Annotated in this window: 16 protein-coding genes; 3 read left to right on the top strand and 13 right to left on the bottom strand. The window is 41.5% G+C overall.

Translation table 11 applies throughout. From position 1 onward, the window contains the following. Window positions 1–35 precede the first annotated feature (35 nt). The 3 genes from G7092_RS22365 to G7092_RS22355 all read right to left on the bottom strand — a co-directional run bounded on the left by G7092_RS22365 (window position 36) and on the right by G7092_RS22355 (window position 7,345). On the bottom strand, window positions 36–2,417 hold the full coding sequence (locus tag G7092_RS22365) for an ABC transporter permease (RefSeq protein ID WP_166092746.1): 2,382 nt from the start codon (window positions 2,415–2,417) through the stop codon (window positions 36–38). Between the two features lie 61 nt (window positions 2,418–2,478). Continuing rightward, a complete protein-coding gene (locus G7092_RS22360) occupies window positions 2,479–4,851 on the bottom strand; it encodes an ABC transporter permease (protein ID WP_166092744.1) in 2,373 nt (790 codons plus the stop codon). Between the two features lie 121 nt (window positions 4,852–4,972). Further along, window positions 4,973–7,345: an ABC transporter permease gene (locus G7092_RS22355; RefSeq protein WP_166092742.1), complete on the bottom strand. Its 2,373-nt coding sequence runs from the start codon at window positions 7,343–7,345 to the stop codon at window positions 4,973–4,975. A gap of 301 nt (window positions 7,346–7,646) precedes the next feature. On the opposite strand from G7092_RS22355, the gene G7092_RS22350 reads away from it, so the two are divergent. Further along, entirely contained in the window at window positions 7,647–10,148 is a 2,502-nt protein-coding gene (locus G7092_RS22350) for a M1 family metallopeptidase (RefSeq protein ID WP_166092740.1), read from the top strand. A gap of 65 nt (window positions 10,149–10,213) precedes the next feature. On the opposite strand, the gene G7092_RS22345 is transcribed toward G7092_RS22350, so the two are convergent. The 7 genes from G7092_RS22345 to rplM form a co-directional block, all read right to left on the bottom strand. Further along, complete coding sequence (locus G7092_RS22345; RefSeq protein WP_166092738.1) at window positions 10,214–10,723, bottom strand: lipocalin family protein; 510 nt, start codon at window positions 10,721–10,723, stop codon at window positions 10,214–10,216. Between the two features lie 104 nt (window positions 10,724–10,827). Then, on the bottom strand, window positions 10,828–11,532 hold the full coding sequence (gene pyrH / locus G7092_RS22340; protein WP_166092735.1) for a UMP kinase: 705 nt from the start codon (window positions 11,530–11,532) through the stop codon (window positions 10,828–10,830). A gap of 248 nt (window positions 11,533–11,780) precedes the next feature. Further along, complete coding sequence (gene nagA / locus G7092_RS22335) at window positions 11,781–12,887, bottom strand: N-acetylglucosamine-6-phosphate deacetylase (protein WP_317170012.1); 1,107 nt, start codon at window positions 12,885–12,887, stop codon at window positions 11,781–11,783. Between the two features lie 167 nt (window positions 12,888–13,054). Next, a complete protein-coding gene (tsf, locus tag G7092_RS22330) occupies window positions 13,055–13,906 on the bottom strand; it encodes a translation elongation factor Ts (protein WP_166092731.1) in 852 nt (283 codons plus the stop codon). 222 nt (window positions 13,907–14,128) lie between these two features. Then, window positions 14,129–14,989 carry a 30S ribosomal protein S2 gene (rpsB, locus tag G7092_RS22325; RefSeq protein ID WP_166092729.1) on the bottom strand — a complete coding sequence of 287 codons (861 nt, stop codon included), beginning with the start codon at window positions 14,987–14,989 and terminating at the stop codon, window positions 14,129–14,131. 18 nt (window positions 14,990–15,007) lie between these two features. Beyond that, entirely contained in the window at window positions 15,008–15,394 is a 387-nt protein-coding gene (rpsI, locus tag G7092_RS22320; RefSeq protein ID WP_076371737.1) for a 30S ribosomal protein S9, read from the bottom strand. Between the two features lie 26 nt (window positions 15,395–15,420). Then, window positions 15,421–15,858: a 50S ribosomal protein L13 gene (gene rplM / locus G7092_RS22315; protein ID WP_166092725.1), complete on the bottom strand. Its 438-nt coding sequence runs from the start codon at window positions 15,856–15,858 to the stop codon at window positions 15,421–15,423. Between the two features lie 1,125 nt (window positions 15,859–16,983). Here rplM and G7092_RS22310 point away from each other — a divergent pair. Then, on the top strand, window positions 16,984–18,273 hold the full coding sequence (locus G7092_RS22310) for a BamA/TamA family outer membrane protein (protein WP_166092723.1): 1,290 nt from the start codon (window positions 16,984–16,986) through the stop codon (window positions 18,271–18,273). Between the two features lie 106 nt (window positions 18,274–18,379). On the opposite strand, the gene G7092_RS22305 is transcribed toward G7092_RS22310, so the two are convergent. Next, on the bottom strand, window positions 18,380–18,790 hold the full coding sequence (locus G7092_RS22305; protein WP_166092721.1) for an SPW repeat domain-containing protein: 411 nt from the start codon (window positions 18,788–18,790) through the stop codon (window positions 18,380–18,382). A gap of 313 nt (window positions 18,791–19,103) precedes the next feature. Between G7092_RS22305 and G7092_RS22300 the strand changes: the two genes are divergently transcribed. Further along, window positions 19,104–19,241, top strand: a complete 138-nt coding sequence (locus G7092_RS22300) for a hypothetical protein (RefSeq protein WP_166092719.1) — start codon at window positions 19,104–19,106, stop codon at window positions 19,239–19,241. A 68-nt stretch (window positions 19,242–19,309) separates the two neighbouring features. Here G7092_RS22300 and G7092_RS22295 read toward each other — a convergent pair whose 3' ends face one another. Together G7092_RS22295 and G7092_RS22290 are read right to left on the bottom strand one after the other, a co-directional pair. Then, a complete protein-coding gene (locus G7092_RS22295; protein ID WP_166092717.1) occupies window positions 19,310–21,331 on the bottom strand; it encodes a M56 family metallopeptidase in 2,022 nt (673 codons plus the stop codon). A 2-nt stretch (window positions 21,332–21,333) separates the two neighbouring features. Continuing rightward, a complete protein-coding gene (locus G7092_RS22290; protein ID WP_076371720.1) occupies window positions 21,334–21,705 on the bottom strand; it encodes a BlaI/MecI/CopY family transcriptional regulator in 372 nt (123 codons plus the stop codon). Between the last annotated feature and the right edge of the window lie 68 nt (window positions 21,706–21,773).

Raw genomic sequence — 21,773 nt, 5'->3', positions numbered from 1 at the left:
AGCTTTTATCTATCCAATTTATTGTTTTTAGCCTATTATTCACTCCTTAAACTCTTTACCGGGTTAGCCAGCGCTGCCCTGATGCTCTGATAGCTTATGGTTAACAAGGTTATGATAATTGCCCCAGCAGCGGTTAATGCAAATATCCACCAGGAAAGCTCGGCCCGGTAAGCGTAGTGCTGCAGCCAACCGTGCATAAAATAATAAGCAACCGGTGTGGCTATAAACAGTGCGATAACTACCAGCAACACAAAATCGCGCGACATGAGGCGCCATAGGCCAAAAACACTTGCTCCCAAAACCTTGCGTACACCAATTTCCTTTATCCTTTGCTCGGCTACAAAAGATGCCATGCCAAACAAGCCCAGGCAACTGATAAAAATAGCCAGCATAGCAAATGAACTCGCCAGCTTGCCAATACGCTCTTCGGTAGCAAATTTTCTGGCGTATTCATCATCCGCAAACCGGTAAGAAAATGGAACTGATGGGGAATACGTTTTACAAACAGCTTCTATTTTACCGAGTGCATCATGCGTGCTTATCTTCGGATTTATTTTGATCAGGATATCATCCAGTGTACCACGGCCAATACGGAAAATAGTTTGTTTAACCGGCTCATAGGGCGATTCCATCACCATATCTTTTACCACACCAATTACGGTCATATTCCATTTTCCTACCTGCACCATTTCGCCAACAGGATTTTTCAGTCCCATATACTTTACAGCAGCCTGATTCAATACAATGGCTGTGGAGTCGGCAACAGACTGGCTCGAAAAATCCCTCCCATCTGTAAATTGCCAGCCTACTGTTTTACCATAGTTGGTAGTAACATTGATGTTTCCAAAAAAAGAGGTCATTGATGGGTCTTTCCCTTTCCAGCTAACATCTCCCCGGTGATTGTTTACCCCGGTGGTTGAACTGGATGATTCTGCTATTTCGGTTACAGCTCCGGATTGGAGTAGATCGGTCCGCAAAGCATCAAAATGTTTATGCAGGTCTTCATTGGTTACTTCAATGGCCAGCAGCCCATCCCGGCTGTATCCAACCGGCCTGTTTTTGGCAAATTGTATTTGTTTAAAAACGATAATAGTGCCTATAATAAGAATAACAGATACCGTAAACTGGGTTACCACCAATACTTTACGCGGAATGGCGGCAAAGCGTCCTGCTTTAAAAGTACCTTTTAATACTTTAACCGGGTTAAATGAAGAAAGATATAAAGCCGGATAAAGCCCGGCAATTATTCCGGTAAATAAAGTAAACCCAATACCAGCTATCCAAAAAAACGGAGAGTTCCATAAAATAGCTATCTGTTTACCTGCTACATCATTAAACCAGGGCATTACCAGCCAAAGCAGCAGCAGTGATAATATAAAAGCCAAACCGGCTATCAGAAACGACTCACTGAAGAATTGTTTGATCAACTGCCCCCGTAACGAACCTACGGCTTTACGTATGCCCACTTCTTTGGCCCGTTTTTCGCTTCGGGCTGTGCTCAGGTTCATAAAATTGATGCAAGCCAGCAGCAATACAAATATGCCGATGATACCAAAAAGCCATACATATTGAATAGCGCCCCCTGTATTAACCCCGTCCTTAAATTCGGCATACAAATGCCATTTATTCATGGGCTGAAGAAACAACTGGGGATTAAACTTTTTATCCTCTCTATCCAGCTTGTCGAGCTTTATGTTTTTTATTTTGGCAGATACTTTGGCCATATCCGCATGATCGGCTATCTGCACGTACATGAACAGGGAGTTATCGCCCCAGTCAGTAGGCGACCTGTCATTACCCGGCGCATGGATATAATATCCCCATGGCCCAATAAAGGCAACATCATGCAAAGTAGTGTTACCGGGCAGATCTTCGTAAACTCCTGAAACCTTAAGGTTTTCATTATTATCAATCCTGATGGCCTTGTTTATGGGATCGGTATTGCCAAACAATGCTTTGGCTACCGACTGCGAGATGAGCATAGAAGAAGGATCTTTTAAACCACTGCGCGAGCCCTGCAGCATCCGGAGCGAAAATATTTCGGGAGCTTCATCCCCCATAAAATTCCCCTTATAGGAGATTTTTTTATCACCAACGCTTAAAATATGATTGTTTGTCCATGATGATAGAGCCAGATGTTTAAAATCGCTTCCATAGTTTTTGCGCAGCTCGGCATCCAGTGGCAGGGGAATTGGTGAACCTGTATTGATGTTACCATTAAAAACCTCGTGCTGCATCACTATGGCTACGCGATCGTAGTTCTGATGATATTTATCAAATGATAGCTCATCCCATATCCACAATCCAATTAACATAGCTACAGCCATACCAACGGCCAGGCCCCCCACATTGATGAAAGAAGAAGCCTTGTTTTTGATGAGGTTTCTCCAGGCGATTTTTAAGTAGTTTTTTAACATGTTGTACGTTCTAAATTATACGTAATACGTTTATTTACTTTTTGCCTATGCTTTAAGCTTATTATTCGCTTCTTAAACTTCTAATCGGGTTTACCAGGGCAGCCTTAACCGCCTGAAAACTTACCGTTACCGTAGCTATTAAAATAATGATCATTCCAGACAGGCCAAACATCCACCATTGCAGGGAGGTGCGATAGGCAAAGCCCTGCAGCCAGCTGTTCATGGCATACCAGGATACCGGCAGGGCAATACCCAAAGCGATGATCACCAATATCAAAAACTCCGATGATAACAAGGAGAATAATGAACCCACACTTGCTCCCAATACTTTACGGATACCTATTTCTTTGACCCGCTGCTCGGCCGTGAACATGGCTAAACCTAATAAACCCAAACACGAAATAAATATGGCCAGAAAAGCAAAGGCATTTGATAATTTGGTTACGATCTGTTCATTTTGATATAGCTTCTGGTATTCCTGATCAGAGAAAGTGTAGGTAAACGGAAATGCCGGATTAATTTGCCTGCACAGGGTTTCGAGGCTGGCAAGCGCCTGTTTGGTTTTACCCGGCTCTGTTCTGATCAATAAACTTCCATAATTTTCCTGTTCCCCAAACCTGATGATCAGTGGCCTGATCTGTTCATGCATAGAGTTAAAATGAAAATCCTTTATCAGTCCAATGATCTTACCCGGTTTTCCCCATTGTGTGATCGGTTGCCCTATCGGATCCTTATAACCTATTCTTTTTAAAGCCGTTTCGTTGATGATATAGCCCACCGAGTCGGTTGCAAAGGATTTTGAATAATCGCGCCCGGCCAGCACCTTTAGTTTCATCGTTTTTACAAAATCGTACCCGACAGAAATTTGCGTAAACTCAATATTAACATTTGGATCTTTACCCACCCATTGAATACCCCCGGTACCGTTTTCGATAATTGTTGGTGTATTACTAACGCGGGTAACTGATTGTATACCGGGCATGCCTAATATCCTATCCTTAAAGGTGCCGTATTTGGGTGTTAATTCGCCATTCATTGGCAAGTAAATTAGGTTCTCCCGGTCATAACCCAGGTTTGCCGACTGCACATAAGTCATTTGCCTGGAAATAACAATAGTAGCTGTTATCAATATTACTGAGAGGGTAAATTGAAATATAACCAAGCCCTTACGGAACAGGGTAGTGCCTATATCTAACTTTAATGTTCCTTTTAAAACCTTAACCGGATTAAAAGACGATAAAAATAAAGCTGGGTAGCTGCCGGATATTAAGCCAGTAATTAAAGTGAGACCTCCCAGCTTAAGCCAAAACCCAGCCTGGTTAAAAGGGAGTTCGATTTCTTTTCTGGTAACCTGATTAAACACAGGTAATAACAGCACCAGTAACACCAGCGATACGATAATAGCCAGTGACGTTATCAATAACGACTCGCCAATAAATTGTTTTATTAAAACAGAGCGCACTGCACCTACCACCTTACGCACTCCTATTTCACGGGCGCGTTTTACAGAACGGGCCGTAGTTAAATTCATAAAATTAATGCAGGCTATCAGCAAAATAAAAATAGCCACTATAGTAAACAGATGTACATATCCTATACGGCCACCTTCAATTTTTCCGTCCACAAAGTTGTTATGCAGGTATAAATCACTAAAGCGTTGTATGCCCAGCTCTATGGTAAAAGTGCCTTTCTTTTGGCCTTTGTTTAAGTTATCTAAAAAATGGGTTAACTTTTTTTCAACCAATATGGGGTTGGCATCAGCGCGCAACATAATAACAGTTGCGGGCCAGTTATTACCCCAGTCTTTAACCTGCCCGTTAGCATCTACAAAGTGGTACCAATTCATCAGGTAATCGTATTTTTGGGATGAGTTTTTAGACATATCCTCAAATACGGCGGTAACTTTAAAATCGTTTTTATTTTCGTAACGGATAGTTTTACCAATAGCTGCCAGCGGGCTGCCAAAAAAATCCACGGCCATTTTACGGGAAATGGCTATACTCACCGGCGAATTTAAAGCGGTTTGCGCACTACCCTGCAATATGGGGAAACTGAACATTTTAAGGTAGTCGTCACCAACATCGGTACCACTCATTTTCAATATCTTATCACCAACCTGGAAAGTACTTTCGCTTCCGTATGAATTACCTGTAGCATATTCAATTTCGGGGATTTGTTTTTTTAACTCTACAGCTAGTAATCCCGGGGTATTATATTGTCCATGTATTTTATTATCATAATATTGCCGTTCATATATCGAGTATAAGCGGGCGCCGTTTTTGTGAAACGCATCAACACTGAGTTCACTTTGCACCCACAACAAAATAAGCAGGCTGCAGGTTAAACCTACCGAAAGACCGGCTATATTAATAAAGGTGTGCACCTTGTTTTTGATCAGGTTGCGCCAGGCAATTTTTAAATAGTTCTTTAACATGATTTCTTAATATCCTAAAAACTAATTTCTAACCTCTAAATGTCGAAGACCTCTTGAACTCCATTAAAAACAAGCAATGGTGAAAAATCCGATATCGAACATCCGACATCCGAAACCAAACTTATTCGCTTCTTAAACTCTTTACCGGGTTAATTAATGCGGCCCTGGCCGCCTGAAAGCTTACGGTTGCCAGCGCTATCAATACAATTAAACCTCCCGAAAGGGCAAATACCCACCATTGTATCTCTGTATGAAAAGCAAAGCCTTGCAGCCATTTATTCATAGCGTACCAGGCTATAGGCGATGCAATGAGCAGGGCAACTATAACCAATACCAAAAACTCTGAGGATAGCAGTTTAAAAAGCGAGCTGACACTGGCGCCTAATATTTTACGGATACCAATTTCTTTGATACGTTGCTCGGCCGTGAACATAGCCAAACCAAGCAGGCCCAGGCATGAAATAAAAATGGCCAGCAGCGCGAATACGTTAGCTAACTTGCCTACTATCTGCTCGCTTTGATAAAGGTTCAGATATTCTGCATCAGAAAATGAATAGTTAAATGGAAATGCCGGGTTAATTTGTTTACTCAGAGTTTCCAGGCTGGCCAATGCTTCTTTGGTTTTACCCGGTTCGGTGCGGACCAGTACACTGCCATAATCCACTTTTTGTGAAAGCCAGAGAATCAGGGGCAGGATTGGCTCATGTAAGGAATTAAGATGAAAATCTTTAACTACGCCAATAATTTTACCCTTTTGTCCCCATAACGCCAACGGCTGCCCGATAGCGCTTGTATATCCCATCCGCTTCATAGCGGTTTCATTGATAATATAACCCGCTGTATCTGTAGGATAATCTTTGGAAAAATCGCGCCCGGCCAGCAAACTTAGTTTCAGGGTTTTTATAAAATCATAATTGATGGTGGTTTGTACAAACCGAATGCTGTTGTTGGGGTCTTTTCCCGTCCATTCTACACCAACCGTACCGTTGTCAATGATGGTTGGTCTTGAGCCCGAAACAGATACAGATTGTATTCCCGGCATTTTTAGGGCTTCGGATTTAAAAACCTCGTATTGCGTTTTAAGCTCTCCTTCTATGGGCAAATAAATGAGGTTTTCGCGGTCGTAACCCAGGTTTCTGGACTGAATAAAATTCATTTGCCGCGCAACAATCATAGTTCCGATGATCATAACAACAGATAACACAAACTGGAATACCACGAGCCCCTTACGAAATAAGGTAGTGCCGGCATCTAACTTCAGTGTGCCTTTTAAAACTTTAACCGGGTTAAATGAAGAAAGGAACAGGGCGGGATAGCTACCCGCTACCAAACCGGTTATCAGTGTTATAGCAACCAATTTGAGCCAAAAATCAACCTGGTTAAATGGCAACTCGATCTGTTTCTGAGTAATTTGGTTAAACAATGGCAATAGTAATATCAATAACATCAAAGAAACAATAACGGCTAATGAAGTTACCATTAATGATTCGCCGATAAATTGTTTGATCAACACCGAACGCACAGCGCCCACAACCTTACGCACACCTATTTCCCGTGCCCGTTTAACAGAACGCGCGGTAGTGAGGTTCATGAAGTTGATGCAGGCTATCAGTAAAATAAAAATGGCTACAATGCTAAAAAGGTGTACATATTCAATACGGCCTCCGCTAAATTTAGTACCTGTAAAATTGCCATACAGGTATTTTTGATCAAATGGCTGTATATCAAGATCTGTAGTAAAAACCCCTTTCTTTTGGCCAGTGCTGTAATTATCTAAAAAATGGGTTATCTTTTTTTCAAACTGAACAGGGTTTGCATCGGCCCTCAACATAATAGCAGTGCGCGGCCAGTTATTATTCCATTCTTTTGCCGATGGATTTTCTATCTGGAAAGCAGACCAGCTCATAAGATACTCAAATTTTTCCAGCGTATTATTGGGCAGGTTTTCAAACACAGCACTTACGGTAAAATCCTTCTTATTTTCAAAACGAATGGTTTTACCTATAGCCGCCTCCGGACTGCCAAAAAAAGCTACCGCCATATTGCGCGATATAGCCACGCTTAAAGGCGAATTTAATGCCGCTTGTGCACTGCCTTGTAAAAGCGGGTAACTGAACATTTTAAAAAAATCGGCATCTGCGGCTCCACCCCTAAGTTTTAGTATTTTGTTTTGAGCCATGAAGGTATTATTCTCATTGTATACCCCGTTTACGGCATATTCTATCTCGGGGAACACTTTTTTCATTTCGGCGGCCAGTACCCCTGGTGTGTTATACTGCCCGGATATTTTATGATCAAAATACCGGCGCTCATATACATTATATAAACGGGATTTATTTTTATGAAAACCATCAACGCTCAGCTCATTTTGCACCCATAGCATAATAAGCAGGCTACAAGCCAAACCAACCGACAGGCCAGCCATATTTATAAAAGTATGCGCCTTGTTCTTGATTAAATTACGCCATGCTATTTTTAAATAATTCTTGATCATACTAAAAATTTATTAGGTACCACCGTCGCAGGTAATACAGGCTAAAATATTGTGCCATTTATTTAAAATATTGAATATCAATAATTTAAATAGAAAAAATAACTTATACTGTTCGAATCCGTACAGATGGTGTTCGCTTTTATGCGGTATGTATTAAAATAAATTTTACTAGTCGTAACATATAGTATACCCAAAACGTCATAGCTATTTAAGGTTAATCTGCATAAGCCAGGGGTGTGTAAACTGATAATTACTCCCTTATTTTATACTTTATTTGAAGACAAAATACTAATATTGTTATATGACTGATCTGAAACCAATTTCAACGCTGTTGTTATCGTGTGCGCTAACGGCAGCCCTTACCTCATCGTACGCGCAGCAAGCGCCGAAACCGGACGATCCGGAAATGAAAATTTACCGCGCTGTACCCACCAAGGTTAACGACCTGATACACACCAAACTCGACGTCCGTTTTGATTACAAAAAGCGTTACCTGTACGGTAAAGAATGGGTTACCTTAAAACCTCACTTTTATCCTACCGACAGCCTAAGACTTGATGCCAAAGGCATGGATCTTAAAAATATATCGGTGGTAAAAAACGGCAAGAATATTCCGCTGAAATTTACTTACCAGGATAGCTTGTCAGTGGCTATAAAGCTGGATAAGGTTTATCATAACAACGAAAGCTATACCATTTATATCGACTATACCGCCAAGCCAAACGAATTAAAATCAAAAGGCAGCGCCGCTATAAATGATGCCAAAGGCTTATATTTCATCAACCCCGACGGCACCGAAAAAGATAAACCAACACAGGTTTGGACACAAGGCGAAACCGAAAGCTCATCGGCCTGGTTCCCAACTATTGATAAGCCAAGCCAAAAAACTACCGAAGAGATCACTATGACGGTACCTTCCAAGTATGTTACGCTATCCAACGGAAAACTGGTATCGCAAAAAACCAACGCCGATGGTACCCGTACCGATTACTGGAAAATGGACCTACCGCATTCGCCTTATCTGTTCATGATGGCCGTTGGCGATTTTAAGATCTATAAAGACAAGTGGCGCGATAAAGAGGTAAACTATTACCTGGAGCCCAAATATGCTCCTTATGCCAAAGAAATATTCGGCTTTACACCAGAGGTGATTGAGTTTTACTCCAAAACTTTAGGTGTTGATTATCCCTGGAATAAATACGCGCAGATTGTAGTGCGCGATTATGTAAGCGGCGCTATGGAAAACACTACCGCTACCTTACATGGTGAATATGTACAGGGCACTCACCGCGAACTGCTTGATGCTTATTACAATAATGGTCGCAGCACCATTGTGCACGAGCTGTTCCACCAGTGGTTTGGTGATTATGTGACCGCCGAAAGCTGGAGCAACCTTACCGTAAATGAATCATTTGCCGATTTTAGCGAAACGCTTTGGGCCGAGCATAAATACGGCAAAGATGTTGGCGACGAGCATAATCATGATGCTTTGCTTAACTACTTAAGAACGCCTGATGCTAAAGTTAAAAACCTGGTACGTTTTTATTATGACGATAAGGAAGATGTTTTTGACGTAGTTACTTACCAAAAAGGTGGCCGCATTTTAAACATGCTGCGTAACTATTTGGGCGATGCCGCATTTTTTAAAGGACTGGGTATCTACCTGAAAACAAATGCCTTCAAAAATGGCGAAGCCCAGCAATTGCGCCTGGCGCTGGAAGAAGCCAGCGGGTTAGATCTGAACTGGTATTTTAACCAATGGTATTACGGTGCAGGTCACCCCATTTTAAACATCAGCTATAAATGGGACGATGCTACCAAAACCCAAACCGTTTATCTGCAGCAAAACCAGGATGGACAAACCTTTAAATTGCCTTTTGCTATTGATATATACGCAGGCGGTAAAAAAGAACGCCATAAAGTGTGGATGAATGATAAGGCCGATACTTTAACTTTCCACGTAGCTACCAAACCCGACCTGGTAAATGTAGATGGTGATAAAATTTTACTGGCCAAAAAAACCGATAATAAAAGCATAGAAGAGTTCTCATTCCAGTACTTCAACGCGCCATTGTATATGGACAGATATGAGGCTATTGAAGCTGCTGCTGCCAATCAGAAAGAAAAAGCCAATCAAAAAATTATCATTGCCGCTTTAAAAGATAAATATTACGGCTTGCGTATTAAAGCTATCAAAGCGCTCAACCTCACCAATGATGACATCCGCACCGCGGCTCAGCCTATATTGGCGTCGCTGGCTCAAACCGATGATAATACATTAGCCAAAGCTGCGGCCATTACTGCTTTAGGTAAGTTTAAAGCTTCTGGCAATTTAACTTTGTTCAAACAAGCGCTCAGCAGTGAGTCGTACGCCGTGCAGGGAGCTGCATTGGAAGCTATTGGTCAGATAGATGCCCCCGAGGCCTTGAAACAGGCCAAAGCTTTTGAGAAAGACAATAAAGGCGCTTTAACAACCGCTATATTTAATTTGTATGCCACTAAAGGAGGAACAGCCGAGTGGCCATACATTTATGATACCTTTAAAAATGGCACCGTACAAAACAAGTTCAATGGTGTAAGGGCATTTGCCGATATGACCGGAAGGGTCGAAAAACCGGAATATGCCCAGCAGGGTATTGCAGAGCTTAAGGATTTTGGTATCAAATACAAAATGTATGGTGCCGACAAATTTGTAGCTACTTTAATGCAAACCATTAAAACACAACGTACCCAGTTAAATGATGCCGCCTCAGCTACAGCTGCCGAGAATGTGGCTAAAGAGCTTGGTGGAGACGCCAAATAATCTTCATTGCTTATACAGCAAAGGCCGCCATTTTATGGCGGCCTTTTTTATTGGGGAATCAATAGTTAATTGGCTTTATGCTGTTGCGAAACCAATTTTTCGACCGGGTAACCCATGGCTTTACAACGGGCCACGATCTCATTATATTCTGTTTGGGGAATAGTGGGTTTTCGGCTCATGATAAAAAGGAATTTATGATCAGGGTGTCCAACCACTGTCCACGAATAATCGTCGGCCAGCTCAATTACCCAATAATCAACTTTGATGGGCCAGATGAACTGCGCCTTCATTTCGGCATTGTTCCTGTTTTTGTCCGGAAAAAGTTTCGATTTATAGGTGTGCAGATCATTATCATCACCTTTTTTGGCTACGGTTACCACATTATAGTAACCATCTCTATTAAGGGTATAGGTAGTAGTAGTTTCCCGCGTGCCTTTATCAAACATCGTAGGTATCGAGTATAGGGAATACCATTTACCCGAAAAACGGTCCAGATCAACCTTATTTACCGGCTTATTGGCTGTACTCCACAATAAGGTAAATAATAAAACAACTACCGAGTATACTGCTTTCATGCTAAAAAAATAAAACCCTGTTATTCACAATTACGGAATAACAGGGCTCTGAGTTTTTTACAAACAGTATAAACCGCGTGTTAAATTAAAACCTGCAGGAATACTTAGTGTACCAGGGTACCTACGGCTTCTCCCTGGGCTATTTTCATGAAATTGCCGGATTGGTTCATATCAAACACAATGATTGGCAGTTTATTTTCACGGCAAAGGGTTATGGCGGTCATGTCCATCACGTTCAGTCCTTTGTCATAAACCTCCTGGAATGATATTTCGTCGTAACGAGTGGCCGATGGATCCTTCTCCGGGTCGGCAGTATAAATACCATCAACACGGGTACCTTTCAGTACCACATCGGCTTTAATTTCAATAGCACGTAATGAGGCTGCTGTATCGGTAGTAAAATACGGGTTACCGGTACCGGCGCCAAATATTACAATTTTGCCCACTTCTAAGTGGTGCATAGCGCGGCGGCGGATGTAAGGCTCGCAGATCTGCTCCATTTTGATGGCCGATTGCAAACGTGTTTCCACGCCAATGCTTTCCAGCGCGTTTTGCAATGCCATACAGTTAATTACCGTGGCCAGCATTCCCATGTAATCGGCCTGGGCACGTTCCATACCCGATTTCTCGGCACTTAATCCCCTGAAAATATTACCGCCACCAACAACTATCGCAATTTCAATACCTGCATCATATACGTTTTTAATGTCATGAGCATATTGCAATACCTGGGTGTTATCAATACCGTATTGCCTTGCGCCCATCAGCGATTCGCCCGAAAGTTTGAGTAAGATTCTTTTGTACTTCATCTGGTGTGGTTTGTTATGAATAGAAATAGATGTAATAAAAATAGACAGAACTTGCTTGCGTTGATATCATGAATTGATAAAGCTCTGTTCATATAATGGAGTTCGCCAAAAATAAAGAATAAAAGCCAGTGTTAAAATTTTATGTTGTATTTGTTAAAAAAGTGGGCACTAATGTGCACTAATTGAATCTAATTTCACGAATTGCTTTCCTAATTTGTGAAATTCGCAAAAATTAGAACTAATTAGTGTTATAAAAATTCACCTCCTAACACGGTGCCCTTCACCTCAAAATCAGCATTAAAAACAACCAGATCGGCATCAAAGTTTTTTTCAATTTTACCTTTTTTAGTTTGTTTGGCTAATTGTGCCGGATACAGGGATGCCATGTTTACCGCCTCGGCCAACTCAATACCCACCTTTTTAACGCAATTTTCAACTGCTTTAAGCATAGTTAAAGTAGAGCCAGACAAGGTACCATCGGGCATCGTATACCTATCGCCTCTTAATTCATGCTGATAGGCGCCTTCTTTGGTTGAGGTAACGGCATCGGTTATTAAAAAAAGCTTATCACCCAGTTCGCGTTTGGCTAAACGGATCATAGCAAAATCAACATGGATGCCATCGGCCACCACGCTGGTATATGGCCGCTCTTCAAAAATAGCCGGGATATAACCTGGTTCGCGATGATGCATTTGCGGCATGGCGTTAAACAGGTGTGTAACCGCCTGCACCGGTTTGTTCAAAAATGATTTCCCTTCGGCATAAGTGGCATTGCTATGGCCCGATGAAATAATGATACCCTGGCTAAACAGATAATCAATTACTTCCTGATCCTGCAGCTCGGGCGCTATGGTAATCATTTTGATCACCCCATCGGCACGTTCCAACCAGCTTTTCACTTCGGTCAACGTAGCCTTTTTGATAAATTTCTCGGGATGTGCCCCGCGTTTGGCAGGGTTCAGATATGGCCCCTCCAGGTGCAAACCCCAGAAAGCGCCTTTACTTTGTGTACGGTATATTTTGGCGGCATCAATACCGGCTTCTACAATATCATTGGTATTGGTACCAATAGTGGCAAATACACCAATGGTACCCTGGTTCAGCAGGTCGTTTTCCAGCTGGGCAAGCGCCTCAACGGTTGGCTTACCGGCAAACAGCTGTCCGCCGCTGCCGTATATCTGTAAGTCGATAAATCCGGGTGCTAAATAGTACCCTTGCAGATCTTTTTTTATAGCATCGGCCGGGATACCAGTCTCGTCAATAACATCAATAATACTACCGTTTAAAATTAAAACGGCTTTACCTTCGGTGATCTGGCCACCAGAGATCAATTTAAGATTGTGAAGCGCTGTTATATTTATAACGTCGTTCTGTGTCCCTGTACAAGGCGAATGTCATGCTGAGCCTGTCGAAGCATGGAGGGGCGGGCCTCTGCGCGCGATCCTTCGACAAGCTCAGGATGACAGGCCCTAATAATAGGACAAAAAAAATCCCCCTCGTTAATACGAGGGGGATAAAATATTTAAGCTCCTAAAGCTACTCGCTTAAAGGCGGTTACTGTAAGCCCTTTGGAAACCGAGTCAAGGAATTGTGAAACATTCTTGGATGAATCTTTCACAAACTCCTGGTTTAACAGGGTTGAGTCTTTGTAGAATTTGTTCAGTTTGCCGGCAGCAATTTTTTCAACCATTTCTTCTGGTTTGCCTTCTGCACGGATCACGTCTTTAGCAATTTCAAGCTCACGCTCAATTACTGATGAATCAACACCGTCTTTATCTACAGCGATTGGGTTCATAGCAGCAATTTGCATCGCTACGTCTTTACCGGCCTCATCAGCACCAGCTGGGTTAGCACTTAAAGCAACCAATACACCTAAACGGAAGTTACCGTGTACGTAAGCGATGATTTTTTCGCCAGTGATCACTTCTAATTTAGATACACCAATTTTTTCGCCGATTTTACCGGTTTTGTCAATAACAGCTTCACCAATAGTAGTGGTAGTAGCATCAACATCGATAGAAAGTGCATAAAGCTCTTCGATAGTTTTCGGTTGAGCTTCAACCGCTTTGTTAGCAATTTCGTTAGCGAAAGCGATAAACTCAGCATTTTTAGCCACGAAATCTGTTTCGCAGTTCAGTTCAATGATCACACCAGTTTTACCATCAGCAGAAGTGCGTGAAATAACAACACCTTCGTTTGATTCTCTGTCCTGACGGCTTGCTGCAACTTTAGCACCTTTTTTTCTTAAAAAATCGATAGCTGCTTCAAAATCACCGTTAGTTTCGGTTAATGCTTTTTTGCAATCCATCATACCGGCACCAGTTTGCTGGCGCAGTTTGTTTACGTCGGCTGCAGATATTTGTACTGTAGACATGTTTTTTGAATTTTAAGTTTTATGTTATCGGTTGTGAGTTTAGGCTCAAAATTAGTTGGCCTGTATAACCTGCAACTATTTTTAATATTAAAACTATGGACTGTAAATTGTAATTACAAGCAGAAACTAAATTCTGCTGTCCATAAAAGTTAAAAAGTCGTAAGTATGAAGTCCAAAGTCTAAATACTTCAGACTCGCGACCCCGTACTTACGACTTCAATATTACTCTTCTGTTTCGGCAGCAGGAGCTTCGGTATCGGCATCGGCTACAACGTCTGCTACTTCAGCAGTTTTGCGGGCTCTTTTACCACCTTCAGCTCTGTCAGCTACTTCAGGAGCATCAGCTTTTGCTTTAGCAACAGCTGCTTCTTTTTCTGCTTCGTCTTCTTTTTCGCGTTTGCGCTCATCTAAACCTTCTTCGATAGCTTTGATGATAATGCTGGTGATCAATGAAATTGATTTGGTAGCATCGTCATTCGCAGGGATCGGGAAATCGATGTTTGAAGGATCAGAGTTGGTATCAACCATAGCAAATGTAGGGATATTCAACTTTAATGCTTCAGAAACCGCGATGTGCTCTTTCTTAACGTCGATCAGGAATAATGCTGCAGGTAAACGGTTCAAATCAGAGATACCACCTAAAAGGGTTTCTAATTTGATACGCTCACGCTGAATCATCAGACGCTCTTTTTTAGAAAGGTTGCTGTAAGTACCGTCTTTAGTCAATTTATCGATGTTTGACATCTTTTTGATCGACTTACGTACGGTTGCAAAGTTAGTTAACATACCACCTAACCAACGCTCGGTGATGTATGGCATGTTTACGCTTTTTGCATAATCAGCAACGATATCTTTCGCTTGTTTCTTTGTAGCTACGAATAATACCTTACGGCCTGATTTTACAATTTGTTTTATAGCTGCAGCAGCTTCTTCAACCTTGGTTAAGGTTTTATTTAAATCGATAATGTGGATACCGTTGCGCTCCATGAAAATGTACTGTGACATTTTCGGATCCCATTTACGGGTAAGGTGACCAAAGTGTACACCTGCATCCAGTAAATCCTGATATGTTGTTCTTGCCATTTTGTTGTCCTCCTTTGATTAACGTTTACTGAATTGGAATCTCTTACGTGCTTTCTTACGACCTGGTTTTTTACGCTCAACCATACGGTCATCACGTGTCATAATACCTTTAGCGCGTAGTGAAGGTTTCTTTTCAGGATCAAGTTCAACAATGGCTTTCGCAATAGCTAAACGAACGGCTTCTGCCTGTCCTTTAATACCACCACCTGCAACATTTACTTTAACATCAAATTTTCCGGTTGAACCAGAAACCTCAGTGCTCTGAGTAACGATGTATTGTAATGGCAATGTTGGGAAGTACTCTTTGTAATCTTTACCGTTTACGATGATCGCACCATTTCCTTCTGAAAGGTAGATGCGGGCAACGGCTGTTTTTCTTCTGCCTGAAGTGTTAGTTGTTGGCATTTTTTTTCTCCTTTAAAAATAAAAAGTTAAATGGTTGTTGGGTTTTGTGCTGCATGAGGATGCTCAGAACCTGCATATACATACAGATTACCAAATAATGCTTTACCCAAACGATTTTTAGGTAACATACCACGCACCGCTTTTTCAATTACACGTGTTGGATGTTTTGCCATTAACTCCTTAGGAGAAATGAAACGCTGACCACCTGGATAACCAGTGTAAGAAACATATTGCTTTGCGCTTAATTTGTTTCCGGTCAACTTTACCTTGTCTGCATTGATAACTATTACATTATCACCGCAGTCTACGTTCGGGGTGAAATCTGGCTTGGTTTTTCCACGGATGATCATGGCGATCTTCGTAGACAAGCGCCCCAAAATCTCGCCTTGTGCGTCAACAACAACCCATTGTTTGTTAACGGTTTTTTTGTTGGCTGAGACAGTTTTGTAACTTAACGTATTCACTTGCTTTAAATTAAATTGTTTAAACGTTTATTATACCCCGCATTTTCGGGACTGCAAAGATACAGCTATTTATGTTATTAACAAATGGTTTTGAGGAAAAATATTGCAGTGAAAATTAATGTGTTGTTTTAACCTTGATTAACTCCGTTGAGGGCTACGCCGTTTTTAGGGGTAGAAGTATGGTGACGATTGCTTTTTCTGAAGATTGTATATTTACTGTAGCGTATAATTTTCAAGAAAGCCTACTCCACAAAAAGAACACAAATAAATTCAAAATCGAACATCCGAATTCCGAAATCAGATCTATGGCGTTGCCTGCGGCCCGGGCTATCCGCTCATACTGCGCAGGCATTAGCCACAGGCCTGTATCCGCTGCTATCCCTAACGCGGGGAGCAATTATTGAATTAATGATTTAGTGAATTATTGATTGAAAGCGCCTTTTCTTCTCGTCAGCAGATAAGCTTCGGGCGAAAGCGGGCAGAACAATGGTGGGCGGGTGCGGTTGCAAGGGCATTGCGAACATTACCTGAAGCAAGGGAATGAGCGAACGAAGTGGAGGTAAGGTTTAGCAGCCCGTGGTTCTACCCGCTTTGCAGTGCAAAGGCCAAGTGCGGCAAGGAAGCCTCTCTGCTGAAAGCCCTTTGGTTACTTTGTGGCTACAAAGTAACTGGCCCTCCCGCGGCCAAGAGCGGGTCTCGAACTATTCAAAACCGCCCGATATAAAAGGACTGGTTAATTCCGACAATTTTTCGTACCTTTATATGATTCCCAGCCCGGTTAGCGTTCTACAAGCTAACCGGGCTGTTTTGTTAAGACCCCAACAAGGTCTAAAATAGATTATTTTACACATAGTTATTTGACAATCAACAAATTAATACTTTTTAAAGTTTTAAAAACACGCAAAAAACAAGTTAAAATTTGTTAAAAAGTGTTAAAATCGATGTTTTTCGAGCGTTTTTTGAGGCAAAACAAGCCGTTTTCGGGCAGAAATTTGTTAAAATTCAAGGTTTAAAAAGTTTTAACGACTACTGTCTCAAAAAATTTAACCATCAATTATCCGGAGTGGTATTTTAATCCTACATATATAATTCTATATTAGCTGAACTCTAATTAATAAAATTCAATTGACCCCGTTGATTTGCCGCTACGCGCTTGCCCTATGCCTGATAACTCTGAGCGCGAACACCCTATTGGCACAAACAGGAAGGACCGTAACCACCGATTCGCTGGAATCACAGCGAGATGCCAATGGCTTTTTGAGTTCGCTTTTCAGCGGCAAAAAGTCCAAAACGGATACCAGCAAAATAAAGAAACCTTCTACATGGTCGGTACTACCATCTGCGGCTTACAATCCCAGCGTAGGTTTTGCTATAGGGGCCATCACATCGGGTGGTAAGTACTTTGGCAATCCAGAAAATACTACCATGTCGGTAATTAATGCAGGTGCGTATATTTCTACCAATAAACTCTCCACGTTTGAGTTTAAGCATAACGCGTTCTCGTCCCAAAATATATGGAACCTGCAGGGCGTGATGCAAATCGGAAAAACCATTGCAAAAGATAATGGCCTGGGTACCGGGCGCCGCAGCTCTGGCGAGGGGAACTTTCATGTGGGCGGCCAATATTATGAAAATAACCCCGATGAGTACCCGGTAAGGTATGTTTATATCAAAATTAATGAGCGGATATACCGTAAGCTAGCTAATCATATTTATGCCGGAGCCGGTCTTAGCTTCAACTTTTACAGCCATATTGACGATGATCGTAAAAACGTACCGATAACGGCCACCCATAATTACAGATATAGTATTAAAAACGGTTATTCGCCAAATGCCTATGCGGCTAATGGCGTATTGGTAAACTTTCAGTTTAATAACCGCGACCAGCCCAACCGGCCATTTAAGGGCATTTATGCCGATGTTATTTTAAAAGAAAATGAAACCTGGCTTGGCAGCGACCGCAAGGCCCTGCAGTTAAAAGTGGAGTTTAGAAAATACTGGAGTTTGTCTGAAAGTAACCCAGAAAAGGTTTTGGCCTTCTGGCATTGGGCCAGTTACCTGCTTAACGGTTCCTTACCCTACCTTGACCTGCCGGGTACGGGTAGCGATGCCTATGGTCGTATTGGTCGCGCTTTTATTACGGGGCGTTTTAAAGGCTATTCCTTTGTATATAATGAGGCGGAGTATCGCTTTCCGATCACGGATAATAAACTGCTTAGTGGTGTTACTTTTGTCAACATCGAATCGGCCGATAATCACCGCGACATTAAACTGTTGAGCCATTGGGAACCCGGGGCTGGTGTGGGCTTGCGATTGTTGTTTAACAAATACACCCGATCTAATCTTTGTATCGATTATGGCAGGGGCAGCTATGGGTCAAGCGGCTTTTTCCTGGGGCTCAACGAGGTATTTTAATATAGAGAGTTTGACTTAAGACGTCAGTTTTACGATACCGGAATCAGGTAAAACAAAGAGGGCGCAAAAAATTTGCGCCCTCTTTGTTTTGTATCTTGAATTTTGCTTATTCCTCGCGTAATGTAGCCAAGCCACCATCATGATGATGAACAGCTGGGGTTGAAAATCTTGAACCCTTGGTAAAAGCACCAAAAATAACCAGTAAGCCACCCATGATAACCTGTGGCCAAAATGTTACGTGAGCGTAATCATATATCCATGGTGAGCAAAACAGGAACGAACCTGAAAGCACATCCAAAAAGAAATGCATTTGTAAAGGGAACTGTTTAAGAAAACCAAACTGATGGTTGCTAAAAATCGCCATGATCAACTGAAACCATCCAATGATCATAGGCAAAAACAAAGCCGCGCCTATTTTATGACCTTCAAAACCAAATAACCATGGTGAAGCAATCAGTACTATAGCGATCACGTAGTTAAAAGCTGCATAAAGTGTTGGTGAAATAAAACTTTTCATTTTAAGCGAATTGTATAATTTATCTGTATAAATGTATGTGTATCAAAAATTGTTTCAAAGCTAAGCAATTATACAGGCATTTGGTATTAAAATGTGCATAATATAAAAGCTGCTATTAAATTTAAATAAGCTACCTTTAATCGGTTGCTGTAAAAACGGTCAAAGATATAGCGTTTTTAAATTAAAGCAACCTTTTTCTTCTCTAAACCGGGCATTAACCGAATTGGCCTGGAAAATACTGCAAACAATATGTACTTAGTGACAGGTGTAAATATCAACATGCTGTTATCATTAACATTTAAAACATAAAACTATGAGCAAAGACAGGCAAGCCGTTAAGGAAAAAAAGAAACCTGCGGCCGAAGGCAGCAAAAAAGCCCCTTCAGATTATCAGTCAGGTAAAAAAGATGTGGTAAAACCTATTGGCGAAGCCACTAAAAAGAAAAAGTAATATCGCAAACACAAAAACCTTTCATACATAACTATGAAAGGCTTTTTGTGGATAAGGTTAAGGTTTTATTAATTGCTTTTAGGTTGTTCCGTTTTATTCTTTTGCTTTTTTAAATTGACCAGAACAACCCCATTTGCGCCTTTTTTTCCATAAATGGATGTAGCTGCCCCATCTTTCAACACAGTTACACTTTCGATAGAGCTGGGCATTATATACGCCATATCCGATTTATCGATCACCTTACCATCTACTAAATATAATGGTTCGGCTTGCAGGGCATTCTTGTCACGAAAAGTAATAGTCAATGGGTTGCTAAGCGTTTTGTTTGTGTTTTGAGCAATAGTATTAACTTCGTTTTTATCCTGATCCGCTCCTGTAGTTCCTATCTTATCCAGCCCGGGTTTGCCTGATTTATCGTTGTCTAAGGTAAAACTGATCGGCACAGAGTATTGAACCCGCACTGCCTTACCATTTTGTACACCAGGTTTCCATTTAGGCGATATATCCAATACCCGCACCGCTTCTGCATCAATAGTTTCGCTGAGCCCTCGAACAACTCTGATATTTGATAATGAACCATCCGCTTCTACAACGAAGGTGGCAATAACCCGCCCCTTTATACCTTTTTCACGGTCGGCTTTTGGATATTTGATATTATCACCCAGGAATTTACCAAAGGCATTAAGGCCGCCCGGAAACTCAGGCACTTGTTCAACAGACATGAATATTTTCCCGTCCTTCTTTACTGTGTCGGCAGGCATTGCATCCTGGACTAGCGTAAAGCTGATCGGAATAGAATATTGAACCCTTACTGGTCTGCCGTTCTGTATCCCAGGCTTCCATTTTGGTGAATTTTTCATGACACGAACCGCCTCTTCATCGCAACCGCTACCAATACCCCTAACAACTTTAACCTTGCTTAAAGAGCCGTCACGTTCCACAACAAAGGTAATAATTACACGTCCTTGTATACCGTTTTCCCGAGCTACAGCGGGATACCTGATGAATTTGGCCAAATAGCTCCCCAATTTATCTAAACCTCCCGGATACTCCGGTACCAACTCAACTGCCGTAAAAATCTGATCAGGATCGGCCTCAACAGAAACAGGCTTCTCGCCTGGTTTAACAATGACAGTTGTTTCTTTAGGGCGTGTCGTTTCTTTAGCATCCGATGGCGTATTACCATCAAATACATCTTTTAACCCAACAGAACTGGCAGGTGTGGTAAACAATTGATGAGCGCTTTTATTGATCACAGTAACCGGCTTGCTGTTGTTAATAGTTGCTGATGATAAAATAAGCATCAATATGAACAGGGGGGCAGAGAGACCGTATTTAATGAGTGAGATACGTTGTGATTTATTTTTTTGTAACATGATGATACGCTGCTTTAATAAACTGTGATTAAAAAATGGATTAACCAGCTGATGTGCCGGTGATTCAAATGTTTGACTCAGCAGTAATAAGGCGTATTCGGCTTTGTTGGTGCCAGCTTGTACAGCCTGCCTGTCGGCAATGTATTCATGAATGTGCTTGATGGCGAAACGGTACATATATACCACCGGATTAAACCAGTTAATGATCATAACCAATTCAACTAGCATTACATCGGCCGAGTGCCATTGCTTTGCATGAACTTGCTCATGAGCCTCAATGATGGTATTATTAGAATTGGCTTCATCCAGTCGTACTGTACCAAAAAAAGAGTAAGCGGCAGTTGCCTGCGGTTGGTTGATCACCCTTTTTAGTTTGATAAGCTGCCAAATGAGCCTTACCGATAAAAACAAGATACCAGCGCCATACAAACAGGCCAGTACCTGACCAATACTGATGTGGCTGGCAACAACGGGCTTAAGACTATAAATCATTACCGGACTGCTGTATATAGTATATTTTACTTGCTGTGTAATAAACAAATTTTGCACCCAATCTGCCTGGATCATTGGTATAAAGAACGATAATAACGCGGCCGTTACCAGGTAGATGCGGTTAAGCTGAAAAAATGTCTCTTTTCGCAGTAGTAAAACATAAAATACATAAAACAGTACCAGGTAAATATTTACCAGTAATAAGTATTGCCACCAGCTCATAACTATTGGTCTTTAAGTTTTTCAATCAGTTTCATAATGGCATCAGCCTCTTTCAGGTCTATCTTTTCCTTCTTTACAAAAAAGGACAGCATCCGGTTTACCGAGTTATCGAAGTAACCACTCAATAATTTATCGGCAGCAAAGTTCTGGTACTGATCTTTGCTTACTATAGGGTGGTATTGATGGCTTTTACCAAATGCCTCATGTCCTACAAAACCTTTTGTTTCCAATATCCTGATTATGGTTGATACCGTATTATAAGCGGGTTTGGGTTCGGGTAGCTGATCGATCACATCTTTTACATAGCCTTTTTCCAACTGCCATAATACTTGCATAATTTGTTCTTCGGCGCGCGTTAATTCTTTAATTTCCATAGTACATGTTGTAAATTTTCTTGATGCATTAACCAACACTGCATCAAATTATCCAATTGGTTAATCTA

The sequence above is a fragment of the Mucilaginibacter inviolabilis genome (genome assembly GCF_011089895.1).
Taxonomy (GTDB): domain Bacteria; phylum Bacteroidota; class Bacteroidia; order Sphingobacteriales; family Sphingobacteriaceae; genus Mucilaginibacter; species Mucilaginibacter inviolabilis.
Note: the sequence above shows the minus strand (reverse complement) of the source record. Positions and strands in the feature narration are given on the sequence as shown.

Bases quoted from the DNA above. Each gene is read 5' to 3' on its own strand.
- G7092_RS22360 (WP_166092744.1), bottom strand. From the start codon at position 4,851: ATGTTAAAGAACTATTTAAAAATTGCCTGGCGCAACCTGATCAAAAAC.
- rpsB (WP_166092729.1), bottom strand. From the start codon at position 14,989: ATGGCAAGAACAACATATCAGGATTTACTGGATGCAGGTGTACACTTT.
- G7092_RS22295 (WP_166092717.1), bottom strand. From the start codon at position 21,331: ATGAGCTGGTGGCAATACTTATTACTGGTAAATATTTACCTGGTACTG.
- G7092_RS22345 (WP_166092738.1), bottom strand. From the start codon at position 10,723: ATGAAAGCAGTATACTCGGTAGTTGTTTTATTATTTACCTTATTGTGG.
- G7092_RS22350 (WP_166092740.1), top strand. From the start codon at position 7,647: ATGACTGATCTGAAACCAATTTCAACGCTGTTGTTATCGTGTGCGCTA.
- G7092_RS22305 (WP_166092721.1), bottom strand. From the start codon at position 18,790: ATGAAAAGTTTTATTTCACCAACACTTTATGCAGCTTTTAACTACGTG.
- G7092_RS22355 (WP_166092742.1), bottom strand. From the start codon at position 7,345: ATGATCAAGAATTATTTAAAAATAGCATGGCGTAATTTAATCAAGAAC.
- tsf (WP_166092731.1), bottom strand. From the start codon at position 13,906: ATGTCTACAGTACAAATATCTGCAGCCGACGTAAACAAACTGCGCCAG.
- G7092_RS22290 (WP_076371720.1), bottom strand. From the start codon at position 21,705: ATGGAAATTAAAGAATTAACGCGCGCCGAAGAACAAATTATGCAAGTA.
- G7092_RS22300 (WP_166092719.1), top strand. From the start codon at position 19,104: ATGAGCAAAGACAGGCAAGCCGTTAAGGAAAAAAAGAAACCTGCGGCC.
- pyrH (WP_166092735.1), bottom strand. From the start codon at position 11,532: ATGAAGTACAAAAGAATCTTACTCAAACTTTCGGGCGAATCGCTGATG.
- rpsI (WP_076371737.1), bottom strand. From the start codon at position 15,394: ATGCCAACAACTAACACTTCAGGCAGAAGAAAAACAGCCGTTGCCCGC.
- G7092_RS22365 (WP_166092746.1), bottom strand. From the start codon at position 2,417: ATGTTAAAAAACTACTTAAAAATCGCCTGGAGAAACCTCATCAAAAAC.